Raw genomic sequence first — 12,632 nt, 5'->3', positions numbered from 1 at the left:
TCCACCTGCGCACTTCGATGCCGTTGGCCCGTGAGGATCCACCCTTCCTTTTTCCCTCACTCGGTCACGGGGTGGGACGCGTTCATTTCATTCTCCAGCAGTCTCAGGCGAGTTTTCCGACGGCCTTCTCGAGCAGGCCCCAGGCCTCGTCGCCGTACTTCGATTTCCAGTCGCTGTAGAACGAGGTTTTCGCGAGCGCGCCGCGGAACGCTTCACGATCGACGTCGACGAACGTAATGCCCTTCCCCTTCAGGTCGTTACGCAGCGACTGGCTGAGCTTCGCGATATCGGCGCGCTGGTCGGCGCCCGCGCGCGTGAACTCGCGCTGCGCGATCGCGCGGATGTCGGGCGGCAGCTTGTTCCACGCGGCGACGTTGCCGAGAATCCAGTAGCCGTCCCACACGTGCGAAGTGAGGCTGATGTACTTCTGCACTTCGTAGAGCTTCGCCGTCGCGATGATCGGCAGCGGATTCTCCTCGCCTTCCACCACGCCCGTCTGCAGCGCCGAGTAGAGCTCGTTGAAATTGATCGGCGTGGGGCCCGCCGCGAGCGCGGTGAAGAGCGACGTCAGCATCGGTGCCTGCGGCACGCGGATCTTGAAGCCCTTCAGGTCGGCGGGCGCCTTCAGCGGGCGCGTCGACGAACTGATCTGGCGAAAGCCGTTGTCCCACACGGGGCACACGGACACGATGCCCGACTTCGCGATCTGCGCGCGGATGTAGTTGCCGAGATCGCCATCCATCGCGCGCCAGACCGTGTCGTAGTCCTTGAACGCGAAGCCCGTATTGACGATGCCGGCGGCGGGCGTGAGCGTCGCGAGGATCGACGATGCCTGGTTGAAGAACTCGACGCCGCCGTTGCGCACCTGCGAGAGCAGATCGGTGTCGGAGCCGAGCTGGTTCGACGGAAACAGCTTGATGTCGAGCCGCCCGTTGGTGGCCTGGCGAATGCGGTCGGCCGCTTCCTTCGCGCGGATGTTGACGGGATGGGTCGGGTCCTGCCCGGTTGCGAGCTTGTACGAGAATTCGGCTGCCGACGCGCGGCGCGAAATGCCCCACAACGGCGCCGCGACAGACAACGCCGCGCCGGCTTTGAGGAACGCGCGGCGGTCGATGCCGCCGGCGTCCTTCGACGGATTGGTCATGATGTGCTCCTCCAATATGGGTGTCTTCGTTTTTTGCTGGCCGCTGCGAAGGCGGCGGCAGGGTCTGCCGTCCGTCAATCGCCGCGCTGGCGCCGTCGCCTCGTCCGGGCACGGTTCGCCGTTGTTTCGTGCTTCAGCCGTGAATCAGCATCCCGCCGTTCACGTCGATCACCGCGCCGGTAATGTACGACGAAAGATCCGACGCGAGAAACAGGAATGCGCCCGCAACGTCATCCGGCCCACCGAGCCGGTTGAGCGGAATGCCCGTCAGGATTTCGGCGCGTTTCTCGTCGCTGATCTTGCCCGCGTTGATGTCGGTCTGGATCAGGCCCGGCGTCACGCAGTTCACGCGAATGCCATCGATGCCGAGTTCGCGGGCCATCGCCTTCGCGAGGCCGAGCACGCCCGCTTTCGCCGCCGAGTAGTGCGGGCCGCCGAGAATGCCGCCGCCGCGCTGCGCGGACACCGACGACATGCAGCCGATCGAACCGCTGCCCTGCTTCTTCATCTGCGGCACCACCGCCTGCGACAGATACAGCACGCCGCGCAGGTTCACGTCGAGAACGCGGTCCCAGCTCTCCGGATCGATGTCCAGCAGCTTCACGGCCTGCGTGATGCCCGCGTTGTTGATCAGCACGTCGATCCTGCCGAGGTCGGCGACCACGCGTTCGACCGCCGCATGGCACGCCTGCCGGTCGGTCACGTTGCACGCATAACCGCGATGCGCGGGGCCGATCTCGGCGGCAGCCTCAGCCGCCGCGCGTTCGTCGAGATCGAGGATGGCGACCGTCGCGCCGTGCGCGGCGAACTTGCGCGCGGTGGCCATGCCGATCCCGCGCGGCGATGCGGCGCCGGAAATGACGGCGACCTTGCCGGCAAGAAGATTCGACTCTGACATGATGAGTTCTCCTGATAGGGCGCCATGCGCGCCGTAAAACCTGTTATGTGTGAGGAACCGCGTGAAGGATCAGCCGAGCCAGCGCTTGATCGTGTCGGACATCGCATCCACCGAGATGCCATACCGGTCGTGCAGTGTCGGCAGTGCGCCCGCGTCGAGGAACGCGTCGGGCAGCGCGATCTGCCTGAATGGCGGCGTCACGCCCGCCGACAGCAGCGTGGTCGCCACCGCTTCGCCAAGGCCGCCGATCGTCGTGTGGTTTTCCGCCACCACCACGAGCCGGCCCGAGCGTCGCGCCTCGCGCAGGATCGTCGCCGTATCGAGCGGCTTGATGGTCGGCACGTGCAGCACGCCGACGTCCACGCGATCGCGTTCGAGCGCTCGCGCCACTTCGAGCGCGCGCATCGTCATGATCCCGGTCGACACGATCAGCACCGACGCGCCGTCGCGCAGCAGCTTCGCCTTGCCGAGCTCGAACTGGTAGTCGTACTGGTCGAGCACGAGCGGCACGTTGCCGCGCAGCAGACGCATATAGACCGGCCCGCGATGGTTCGCGATCGCCGGCACGATCTGCTCGATCTCGTGCGCGTCGCACGGGTCGATCACTATGAGGTTCGGCATCGCGCGGAACAGCGCGAGGTCTTCGGTGGCCTGGTGGCTCGGTCCGTAGCCCGTCGTGAGGCCCGGCAGCGCGCAGCAGATCTTCACGTCGAGGTTGTCTTCGGCGATCGTCTGATGGATGAAGTCGTATGCGCGGCGCGATGCGAACACCGCGTAGGTGGTCACGAACGGCTGGGCGCCTTCGTGCGCCATGCCGGCGGCGGCGCCCATCAGCAGCTGCTCGGCCATGCCCATCTGGTAGTAGCGCTCGGGAAACGCCTTCGCGAAGAGATGCAGATCGGTGTACTTGCCGAGATCGGCCGTCATGCCGACCACGTCGGCGCGCTGACGCGCCAGTTCGACGAGCGCGTGCCCGAACGGCGCGGAACGCGTGACCTGTCCTTCCCCGGCGATCGACGCGATCATCGCCGACGTCTTCAGACGCGGCTTCTGTGCGGTGGCCTGGCTCATGCCTGTCTCCCGTCGTCGAGCGCCTTCAGCGCGAGTTGCCATTCTTCCGGATCGACGCGGATGAAGTGGTTCTTCTCGCGGGCTTCGAGAAACGGCACGCCGCAGCCCATCTTCGTATCGCAGACGATCATGCGCGGCTGCGGCGCGCGGTGCGCCCGCGCTGCGTCGAACGCGTTCGTCACCGCGGCGAGGTCGTTGCCGTTCACACGCTGCACGAACCAGCCGAACGCCTCGAGCTTCTCCACGAGCGGCTCGAACGCCATGACCTGGTTCGACGGTCCATCGGCCTGCTGGTTGTTGACGTCGACGATCCCGATCAGGTTGTCGAGCTGCCAGTGCGCGGCCGACATGATGCCTTCCCACACGGCGCCTTCGTCGAGCTCGCCGTCCGAGAAGAGCGTATAGACGAACGACGAAGAACCCTTGCGCTTGAGGCCCAGGCAGCGGCCGACGGCGATCGTGAGACCCTGACCAAGCGAGCCGCCGGACATCTCCATGCCGGGCGTGTAACTCGCCATGCCGGACATCGGCAGGCGGCTGTCGTCGCTGCCGTAGGTTTCCAGTTCGTCCTCGGGAACGATGCCGGCCTCGATCAGCGCGGCATAGAGCGCAATCGCATAGTGTCCGTTGGACAGCAGAAAGCGGTCGCGGCCCTCCCAGTCGGGATCGTCGGCCCGGTATTTCATCGCGTGGAAATACGCGACGGCCAGCACGTCGGCGATGTCCAGCGCCTGTCCGATATAGCCCTGTCCCTGCACCTCCCCCATCAGCAGCGCGTTGCGCCGAACACGCCACGCGCGCTCAGCGAGTTGGGTCTGCAACCCGGCTTCGCTCGTTGTCACCATGACCTCCTTGTCTGGCCGCGCGTCTCGTCGCGGCGGCATCGTTGCGAACTGGAGATAGCGTAGGCGCTTGAATCTCCGGCCTCAAACGAATTAAAGTGGGCCGATCGCTGAATTCAATTCATGGAAATGCTGTGATGCACCATCGGGTGACGCTGAAGTCGATTCAGGCTTTCGAGGCTGCCGCGCGGCTTTCGTCGTTCGCGCTTGCTGCGGACGAACTGTTCGTGACGCCGTCGGCGATCAGCCATCAGGTCAAACTGCTCGAAGAACAATTGAGCGTGAAGCTCTTCCACCGCGTGCACCGGGCGGTCGTGCTGACCGATTCGGGACGTCAGTACGCGGAGGAAATCGCGGCCGCGTTCGCGCGCATCGATGCCGCCACGCGTCAGCTCGGACGCGTCGCGAAAAGCGACATCCTCACGGTGCACGCCACCCCGAGCTTCGCCACGCAATGGCTGATGCCGAGGCTCGCGCGGTTCTCTGCGCTCAATCCCGATATCGACGTGCGGCTTCACGCATCGTCGGATCCCGTGGACCTCGCGACCGATGCGGTCGACGTGGACATCCGCTATGGCGCGCGCAAACTCCAGACGGTCGACACGATGGTGCTGGATCTGCCGCCGGAGACCATCGTGCCGCTCTGCGCGCCGCAACTCGCGGGCGGCGAATATCCGATCCGCACCGTGGCCGACCTGCGGCACCACACGCTGATCCATAGCGAAGGCTGTCTGGTGGGATGGCGCGACTGGATGCGCCTGCATCGCAAGACCCGGCTCGACATAACGCGGGGGCCGCGCTTCGACCGGTCGTTCATGTCGATCAGCGCGGCCGTGGATGGGCTGGGCGTGTGCCTCGAGAGTCTCCTGCTGGCGCAGCGCGAACTCGAGACCGGCCGGCTCGTGGCGCCGATGGGAACGGAAGGGCTCAGCGTGCAGGGCTACACGCTGAACCTGCTGAAATCGCGCGCGGAACTGCCCAAGCTGCGCAGCTTCCAGGACTGGCTCTTCACGCAGCTGGGTGCCTGAGCGGCGCGATGCCGGCTTCACGCAGGCCTCGATCCTCCACCGGAACGACATGGTAGATATCGTGGCCGTCGAAGCCGCGCATGTCAGATAACGTAAGGAAATCCTGAAAATCGACCGAAGCCGTGCTGCAACGCCTTAGCGTCCTCAAGTTCGCGCGGGCACTGCCGTAAGAGCGACTGTCGCTGGAAGGCATGGCCAGGGTTTCGCCTCGAATCCAGCGACGCGTGCGTGTTTCGCTCATCCGGCGGGCTACCGGCTTGATCGTTCGTCGACACGCGAACCGGGCCGACACATGGACATGCTGCTGGCGACATAAGGAAATCGTTTCGATTTTGCTCGAGTAGCAACGCAGATCATGAACTCGTCACCGTGGAACCGGCTTGGAACGCTTCTCTGGACGAGCGAGCGTCGCACGGCAGTTCGACTGCAAAACTGGTGGCTCACCGTCCTGGTCTACGCCGGAAGCGCCGCGGCCATGAGCGCTTTCGTACACCAGAACATCATCTCTGCTCGCTCGCTGCTGGTCTGGCTGGTGTGCGTGCTGAGCGGTCTCAGCGTCTTCCATTACCTGATTCGCAGCGGCTGGAGCAAGCGCTTTGCCGATCCCGCGCTGGCCCAAGCCCAGATCATATTCGCGGTGTTCGCGATTGCGGCCGGCTACACGGTGACTGAAACGGCTCGAAGCGCGGTTCTGCTTCCGCTTGTGCTGGTGCTGAATTTCGGCGCGTTCTCGATACGCTGGCGTCGCATGATCGAGTTGACGATTTTTGCGCTAGGTGTGATGGCTTTGACAATGGCCTGGATGCATGCGCACTGGCCCAATCACTATTCGTCGATCGTCGATGCTTCGAATTTTCTGCTGAGCATGGTCACACTGCCGGGTGTCGCCGGACTGGCGATGCGACTGAACTCGTTGCAGGCAAGGCTGCATCAGCAGCGAGTCGAACTGAAGAACGCACTGGATCGTATTCAGGACCTTGCGACCCGCGACGAATTGACGGGACTCGTCAACCGGCGGCGGGCTAACGAATTGCTGTCGTCGCAGATGACCCGTGTCGATCGCGCCACGGCTCCGTTCGCGATCGCATTGATCGATCTCGATCACTTCAAGCGACTCAACGACCACTTCGGGCACGCTGGCGGCGATCAGATCCTGCGCCGCTTCTCGGAAGAGGCGCGCGGCTTTGTACGGAACATCGATACCGTGGCCCGCTGGGGAGGAGAAGAATTCCTGATCCTGATGCCCAATGCGGACGAACACTTCGCGTTGCAGCTGCTGGAACGGCTGCGAATTCACATCGAAGGACTGCGAACGCCTGGCACGGTGGGCGAGATGCGCTTCACCTTGTCCGCCGGCGTGGCGTCCTGGCGCATCGGACAAACGGCCGACGAGACTATCGCACGTGCCGACCGCGCGTTGTATCAGGCCAAACACAGTGGGCGAAACTGCGTCAAAGCCGAGGCTGATACGTTGTGCGATGTACCGGTAGGCGCCTCTGGAAATTACGACTGAACCGTTCAACTACGCGTTCGGCAAGTGAGCGGAGAACGGGTCACGCCAATCCGTGCGGATGCGACAGCTACAGCACGTGACTCAGGAACTCGCGCGTACGCGCATCTTGAGGCGAATCGAAAAACTCCCTGGGCGAGCCGGATTCGACGACCAGCCCCTCGTCCGTGAAGAAAACCTGGTGCGCGACTTCTCGCGCGAAGCGCATCTCATGCGTGACGAGAATGCTCGTCATCCCTTCCGCGACCAGTTCCTGGATCGTGCTCAGCACTTCCTTTACCGTTTCCGGATCGAGTGCCGCGGTCACTTCGTCGAAGAGCATCACATTGGGCCGCATCGCAAGCGAACGAGCAATCGCGACGCGTTGCTGCTGGCCTCCGGACAACTGGCCGGGAAACGACTTCTCCTTACCGGACAGACGGACCTTCGCGAGCAGCTGCACGGCACGCGCCTCGACTTCGTCTCTCGATTGATTGAGCACATGAACCGGTGCGAGCATCACATTCTCAAGCACGGTCATATGCGGAAACAGGTTGTATTGCTGAAACACCATCGAAACATCTTTGCGTAACGCGATCCGGTCGCGATCGGTGCGCAGGCCATGCACGGCATGCCCTGCCGCGAAGACCTCGCCCGCGTCGATATCGATCAGTCCGTTGATGCAGCGAAGCAGCGTCGACTTCCCCGATCCAGACGGTCCGATCAGGGCCGCCGCTGTGCCCTGCTTCACGTCGAGCGACACGCCGCGCAGCACCTGATGCGTGCCGAACGCCTTTTTGACATCGCGCACGCGCACGATGGACTCTGTCGAAGCTGACCGCGCAGTATCTACGCTCGATGCTGACCGTGCTAGTTGCTGTGTCGCCATTTACGTCCGTCTCCAGAAATTCCGGTGGGTTGCCGGTTGCCGCCGGGCTTACCGATAGCGGCGTTCGAGTCGCTTGGTGAGTGCCGCGATCGGCGCGCAATAGGCGAAAAAGAGCACGAGAATCAGGCCGTACACCGGCATCATCAGCGAAGGATCGCGCAGCGCCGACAATACGGAGCTGGCAATCGTCACGCTGTCGTCGACGCCGACGATCGACACCAGCGGCGTCGACATCATCAGGATTGCGTAGGTGTTCATCCACGGCGCGGCCATGCGCTTGACGGCTTGAGGCAGGATGCAGAGCCGCAGGGTTTTCCACCGCGTGAGACCGAGCGCGGCCGCGGCCTCCCACTGCGCCGTGGGCAGCGACTGGATTCCGCCGCGCACCACCTCCGAAACATTGCCCATCACCGGAAAAGACAACCCAACGATGCCTTTCGCCCAACCCGGAAACGGCACCGTCGTACCGAACGCATGAATCTCGAACGGCATCAGATAGATGCAGAAAAACAGCACGACGAGCCACGGTGCATTGCGGAAAAACTGCGTGAGCCATCGGCTGGCCGTACTGATCGCTCTGCGCTGGGCAATCTGTCCGATGCCGACTGCAATACCTAGGACGGTGCCAATCGCCATCGCCACGAAGCTGATCGACACGTCGAAAGCAAAGCCTTTGAGCAGTACGGGCAACCACGGCACGAGCGTCGACCACGGCACACCGCTCGAAGCGGGTCCGATGGACTGCGCCGCGATCACGGATGGCGATGCGAGCGTGAGCGCCAGGGCAACGCTGAGCATCGGCGACGAGGACCTTACGGCAGGACGACGCGGATTCATTGTTTCCCCCAGCCAGGAACGGCAATAGACCGCTCCAGCATGTTCATCAGCCCCACGAAGGCGCCGATCACGCCGAGGTAAAAGACCAGCAGAACGATCATCATCTCCAGCGTGTTGAGATCCTGGGCCCAGATCTGCGACGAAACGTAAAGCAGTTCGGGCACCGCGATCGCGTAAGCGTTGGTCGTCGTCTTGATCAGATTGATCAGGTTGTTGCACAACGCGGGCAGACTGATTCGCATCGCGAGCGGCATCACGACTTTCCGGAACGTCTGCAGATGGCTCATGCCAAGGGACGAGGCAGCCTCCAGCATCGAATGCGGCACCGCCTCGATTCCGGAGCGGAAAATTTCGACGTTGAAGGCACCGGCGAACAGGATCAGCGACACGACGGCCCAGCCGATATTGCCGAGCAATGGTGTAGGCGAACCGGCGAGATGACTGATGAACGGGCCTAGCGCGAAATAGAAGAAGTACAGCTGCACGAGCGGCGGCGTGTTCCGGAAGATCCATACGTAGACCTCCGCGCACACGCGCAGCGCACGCGAAGGCGCCCGCTGGCAAAACGCGCCAAGCGTGCCCAGCACAACGCTGCCGACGATCGACGCAACGGACAGCAGAAACGTCATGCCGACGCCGCGCACGAACGAATGCCATTCGAACGCGTCGTAGAACACCGAAAAATTGATGCCGAAATGAGCGTTCAGCCACTGGAAGAACGCAGCAATGCTAGTCATGTCGTCGTTTCTCCGCGAAGTCATGCACCGCTTGACTCATCCTGGGTCTCCTTGTCGATTTCGACCAGTTTCGGCAGATCGCCATGAATAGTGGCGAGCCGCCGTCGCAACGAGGTGGACGCGATCGAATGAGCGATTGCGTAGACCTCGTCGAACAGGTGGCTGTATTCATCATGGCGCGCGAGCAGATACATCGAGCGTCCGCCACCCGGCGCGCCCAGGAAGTTCAGCCTGACCTGTTTCGCGTACTCCCCTGCCTGCAGCAAACACATCGGCGTCGTAATCGCCCAGCCGATTTCACCCGCCACCATCGATGCCAGCGTGTCAGCCGTGTCGACCTCCAGCCTGTGCGGCACGCGGACATCGATCCGGCGCAGGAAGCGCTCGATCTGCGCGCCGATGTGCGACTGCCGGTTGAAGCGGATGATCGGCTGCGCTTCGCTCAATTCGCGCAGATCAGCAGGCGTCCTGACCTTGTTCGTGTACGCCTTCGGCGTGATCACGAGAAACTGCTCCGACAGCAGCCGGCGACGATCGATGCCATCGAGATCCGCCAGCGGATCCGTCGATACGACGATGTCGAGATCGCGTCCAACCAGCGCCTCGCTGTGGTATGGCGTGAGTCCCGTGCGAACCGACAGCGTCGTGGACTGCAACAGCATCGCCTTGATGAACGCGGGCCCGCAGGTTCCCGCGAACGAATCCACGAGCCCCACACGAACGTCAGGCTTGATGCCCCGGCTCGCGTCGATCACATGCGCCTTCAGGCGGCTCATGTCGTCCAGCAGCAGCACACCCCGGTTTCGCAGCGCGAGACCCGCCGGCGTCAGCGAAAGCGGACGCCGCTCGCGGTTGAACAGCACCACGCCGAACTGTTCCTCCAGTTGCCGGATGCTTTGCGACACGGCTGACTGCGTGAGGCCGAGCCGCTTCGCGGCATTCGACATGTTCCGTTCTTCAGCAGTGGCAACGAAGACCTGCAGGGCTTGCATATCCAAAGGTTTGGCAGCGACCACGGCTATCCCCTCGCAATCAGGCTAGAGACGAATCAGCAGGCGGGCAAATGTTAGCGACCCACCATCAGACAAGTTAATGCCGCCAAATTAATTTCGCTAATAGTGTGTCCCGCTCGTTTGGGGATGGAATTTTGATCGCCTAGCCTCCGGTCGACGGTTCGCGTCGGCAGACGGTGCCGTTCTACAAAACCGGCGTGAGCCCAATCTCAAAGAGGAGTCCATCGTGAAATCGCTGTTTGGAATCGTCGTGTCGCTTTGCCTGTCGGCGTTCAGCATGCAAAGCCATGCGGACGCCGATCTGCTGAACCAGATCAAGAGCGCGGGTGTGATCAAGATCGGCGTAAATACGGACTACCGTCCGTTCGGCATGCGGGACGAGTCGGGCCAGATTGTCGGCATCGAACCGCAACTGGCGCAGGACCTCGGCAAGCGGCTCGGGGTGAAGGTGGAGATGGTGCCGGTGCAGCCGGCTAACCGCATCCAGTTCCTGCAGCAAGGTCGTATCGACGTGATCCTGGCGAGCATGACCTACAACCAGGAGCGCGCGAAGGTCGTGGACTTCATCGAACCGTTTTACTACGCTGGCGGCACCGGGTTCATCGCGCACCAGGGTTCCGGATTCAAAAGCTGGACCGACCTGCGCGGGAAAACGGTGTGCGGCGTACAGGGCACCTACTACAACCGTGCCGTCAGCGAAAAGTATGGCGTGAACATCGCGGCGTTCGCGGACCTCACGCAAGCCATCAACGCGTTGCAGAACAACTCCTGCGTCGGCTTCGTCGAAGACAGCACCGTGACCGCGCAGCTGATCGGCGACGGCAAGATGAAGGGATTCGACCAGCCTATTCCGGTGGACGACATCGCGCCATGGGGCCTGGCAGTGGCGAAGGGAAACGCGAACACACCGTTCGGCAAGTTCCTGTCCGATACGGTTGCGTCGTGGCACAAGAGCGGCGAACTGATCCAGCTCGAAAAGAAGTGGGGACTGCCGCCGTCCGACTGGCTCCGGACCGAGCACAGGAAAGCGATCTGATCCATTGAATTTCGACCATGGGAGTGCACGTGAATAGCGCAGCGCAAGCAGCATCTCGTATCGAGCGCGACTATGTGGGTGAGGTGAAGATTCCGGGCGACAGGCTGTATGGCGTCAACACGGTTCGGGGCGTCGACAACCTGACGGTGTCGCCGCTCACGGTCGCGCACTATCCCGACTTTCGCATCGCATTCGCGCAATGCAAATGGGCCGCGGCTCTGGCGAACCGGGACAATCAGGTGATCGGTTCCGACGAATGCGAGGCGATCGTGCGCGCCTGTCAGGAAGTCATCGCTGGCCGCTTCGACGATTCCTTGATCGTCGATCTGCTGGAGGGATCGGGCGGCACGTCGACGAACATGAACTTCAACGAAGTCATCGCCAATCGCGCGCAGCAACACCTTGGCCACCCGCCCGGTTCGTACGATGTGATCCATCCGAACGATCACGTCAATCGTTCGCAGTCCACCAACGACGTCTATCCGGCCGCACTGAAGATTGCGACGTACGCGATGCTGGAACCGTTGATCGCGCGGGTCGAAAGTCTGGCCGGGCTGTTCAACGCCAAAGCCGGACAGTTTGCGAACATCCTGCATCTCGGGCGCACCTGTCTTCAGGACGCGCAGCCGATGCGCCTCGGTCAGCTGTTCGGCGGTTACGCGTCGCTGACCCGGCGTCTGGCCGGGGAGCTGGCCATCGTGCGCGACCGACTGCGCACACTCCCGCTTGGCGGCACCGCGATCGGCACAGGCTTTGGCGCACCCGGCGGGTATCGGTCATCGGTCTATGCGCATCTTTCCGCGATCGCCAGCGTGGAATACCTGGCGCCGTCGGATTCGTTCGATGCGATGCAGAACATGGATGTGTTTTCGCGCGTGTCCGCCGAACTGCGCACCTGTGCGACGTCGCTCGCGAAGATCGCGTCGGACCTCACGGTGCTGTCGTCGGGGCCCGTCGGCGGATTGGGAGAACTGCATCTTCCCGAGGCGCAGGCGGGTTCTTCGATCATGCCAGGCAAGGTCAATCCCGTGTTGCCGATGGCCATGATCCAGCTGAGCTTCGCCGTGGTCGGAAACGATGTGGCGGTGGCGCAGGCCGTGCAGTATGGCGAGCTTGAAATCAATCACTTCGAGCCCGTGGTCGCGTCACGCGTATTCGACAGCATTGCGCTGCTGAGCAACGGCATTGAACGGTTCGCGGAAAAGTGCGTGGCCGGCATCGAGGCGGACGCTGCCCGTAACGAGCAGCACCTGATGGATTCGATGGCGGTGGCAACGGCACTCGTGCCGAAGCTTGGCTATGCCCGTGTGAGCAAACTGGCGCGTCAGTCGGTTGCGGAAGGACGGTCGCTGGCGACGATTCTGCACGAGTCCGGGGTGCTAAGCCGCGACGACACACTGGCGACGATCGATCAGGCGTCCTGTCCTGTGTTCGACGCGCAGCGCTAGCAACGAGGCGCCTGACGGGGGGCGCGGACATCGGAATCTGTCCGCGCCCCTACATGTTCGGATAGTTCGGCCCACCACCACCTTCCGGCGTGACCCACACGATGTTCTGCGTCGGGTCCTTGATGTCGCAGGTCTTGCAGTGCACGCAGTTCTGCGCGTTGATCTGCAGACGTTCGCTGCCGTCGTCGTTCTTCACGAAC

At 62.8% G+C, this 12,632-nt stretch carries 13 protein-coding genes; 4 read left to right on the top strand and 9 right to left on the bottom strand.

The window, feature by feature from the left end:
- Positions 1-103: 103 nt before the first annotated feature.
- From DVS29_RS36380 to DVS29_RS36365, 4 genes are all read right to left on the bottom strand, one after another.
- On the bottom strand, positions 104-1,144 hold the full coding sequence (locus tag DVS29_RS36380; protein ID WP_118186147.1) for a TRAP transporter substrate-binding protein: 1,041 nt from the start codon (positions 1,142-1,144) through the stop codon (positions 104-106).
- A gap of 133 nt (positions 1,145-1,277) precedes the next feature.
- Positions 1,278-2,042, bottom strand: a complete 765-nt coding sequence (locus DVS29_RS36375; protein ID WP_118186145.1) for an SDR family NAD(P)-dependent oxidoreductase — start codon at positions 2,040-2,042, stop codon at positions 1,278-1,280.
- Positions 2,043-2,111: 69 nt separating this feature from the next.
- Positions 2,112-3,113, bottom strand: coding sequence for a transketolase family protein (locus DVS29_RS36370; protein WP_118186143.1), 1,002 nt, complete (start codon positions 3,111-3,113; stop codon positions 2,112-2,114).
- Entirely contained in the window at positions 3,110-3,958 is an 849-nt protein-coding gene (locus tag DVS29_RS36365; RefSeq protein ID WP_118186141.1) for a transketolase, read from the bottom strand. The genes DVS29_RS36370 and DVS29_RS36365 overlap by 4 nt, the downstream gene beginning before the upstream one ends.
- 134 nt (positions 3,959-4,092) lie before the next feature.
- On the opposite strand from DVS29_RS36365, the gene gcvA reads away from it, so the two are divergent.
- Positions 4,093-4,983 carry a transcriptional regulator GcvA gene (gcvA, locus tag DVS29_RS36360; RefSeq protein WP_118186139.1) on the top strand — a complete coding sequence of 297 codons (891 nt, stop codon included), beginning with the start codon at positions 4,093-4,095 and terminating at the stop codon, positions 4,981-4,983.
- A 355-nt stretch (positions 4,984-5,338) separates the two neighbouring features.
- Complete coding sequence (locus tag DVS29_RS36355; RefSeq protein ID WP_118186137.1) at positions 5,339-6,496, top strand: GGDEF domain-containing protein; 1,158 nt, start codon at positions 5,339-5,341, stop codon at positions 6,494-6,496.
- A gap of 67 nt (positions 6,497-6,563) precedes the next feature.
- On the opposite strand, the gene DVS29_RS36350 is transcribed toward DVS29_RS36355, so the two are convergent.
- From DVS29_RS36350 to DVS29_RS36335, 4 genes are all read right to left on the bottom strand, one after another.
- A complete protein-coding gene (locus DVS29_RS36350) occupies positions 6,564-7,283 on the bottom strand; it encodes an amino acid ABC transporter ATP-binding protein (RefSeq protein WP_276314370.1) in 720 nt (239 codons plus the stop codon).
- A 126-nt stretch (positions 7,284-7,409) separates the two neighbouring features.
- Entirely contained in the window at positions 7,410-8,159 is a 750-nt protein-coding gene (locus DVS29_RS36345; protein WP_205962597.1) for an amino acid ABC transporter permease, read from the bottom strand.
- Between the two features lie 35 nt (positions 8,160-8,194).
- Positions 8,195-8,935 carry an amino acid ABC transporter permease gene (locus DVS29_RS36340; RefSeq protein WP_118186149.1) on the bottom strand — a complete coding sequence of 247 codons (741 nt, stop codon included), beginning with the start codon at positions 8,933-8,935 and terminating at the stop codon, positions 8,195-8,197.
- Positions 8,936-8,955: 20 nt separating this feature from the next.
- The gene (locus tag DVS29_RS36335) at positions 8,956-9,927 is read right to left on the bottom strand and encodes a LysR family transcriptional regulator (protein ID WP_118186131.1); all 972 of its coding nucleotides are present in this window, start codon (positions 9,925-9,927) and stop codon (positions 8,956-8,958) included.
- Positions 9,928-10,174: 247 nt separating this feature from the next.
- Between DVS29_RS36335 and DVS29_RS36330 the strand changes: the two genes are divergently transcribed.
- Both DVS29_RS36330 and DVS29_RS36325 read left to right on the top strand, forming a co-directional pair.
- Entirely contained in the window at positions 10,175-10,984 is an 810-nt protein-coding gene (locus DVS29_RS36330; protein ID WP_118186129.1) for a transporter substrate-binding domain-containing protein, read from the top strand.
- Positions 10,985-11,013: 29 nt separating this feature from the next.
- Positions 11,014-12,432, top strand: a complete 1,419-nt coding sequence (locus DVS29_RS36325) for an aspartate ammonia-lyase (protein ID WP_205962596.1) — start codon at positions 11,014-11,016, stop codon at positions 12,430-12,432.
- A 49-nt stretch (positions 12,433-12,481) separates the two neighbouring features.
- On the opposite strand, the gene DVS29_RS36320 is transcribed toward DVS29_RS36325, so the two are convergent.
- A partial coding sequence (locus DVS29_RS36320; RefSeq protein ID WP_164707895.1) for a 4Fe-4S dicluster domain-containing protein occupies positions 12,482-12,632 on the bottom strand: 151 nt, incomplete at its 5' end.

The organism is Paraburkholderia phosphatilytica (assembly GCF_003443895.1).
GTDB classification, from domain to species: Bacteria; Pseudomonadota; Gammaproteobacteria; order Burkholderiales; family Burkholderiaceae; genus Paraburkholderia; species Paraburkholderia phosphatilytica.
This window is presented reverse-complemented; position numbering and strand designations above follow the sequence as displayed.

Bases quoted from the DNA above. Each gene is read 5' to 3' on its own strand.
- DVS29_RS36340 (WP_118186149.1), bottom strand. From the start codon at position 8,935: ATGACTAGCATTGCTGCGTTCTTCCAGTGGCTGAACGCTCATTTCGGC.
- DVS29_RS36355 (WP_118186137.1), top strand. From the start codon at position 5,339: ATGAACTCGTCACCGTGGAACCGGCTTGGAACGCTTCTCTGGACGAGC.
- DVS29_RS36365 (WP_118186141.1), bottom strand. From the start codon at position 3,958: ATGGTGACAACGAGCGAAGCCGGGTTGCAGACCCAACTCGCTGAGCGC.
- DVS29_RS36380 (WP_118186147.1), bottom strand. From the start codon at position 1,144: ATGACCAATCCGTCGAAGGACGCCGGCGGCATCGACCGCCGCGCGTTC.
- DVS29_RS36335 (WP_118186131.1), bottom strand. From the start codon at position 9,927: ATGCAAGCCCTGCAGGTCTTCGTTGCCACTGCTGAAGAACGGAACATG.
- DVS29_RS36370 (WP_118186143.1), bottom strand. From the start codon at position 3,113: ATGAGCCAGGCCACCGCACAGAAGCCGCGTCTGAAGACGTCGGCGATG.
- gcvA (WP_118186139.1), top strand. From the start codon at position 4,093: ATGCACCATCGGGTGACGCTGAAGTCGATTCAGGCTTTCGAGGCTGCC.
- DVS29_RS36345 (WP_205962597.1), bottom strand. From the start codon at position 8,159: ATGCTCAGCGTTGCCCTGGCGCTCACGCTCGCATCGCCATCCGTGATC.
- DVS29_RS36375 (WP_118186145.1), bottom strand. From the start codon at position 2,042: ATGTCAGAGTCGAATCTTCTTGCCGGCAAGGTCGCCGTCATTTCCGGC.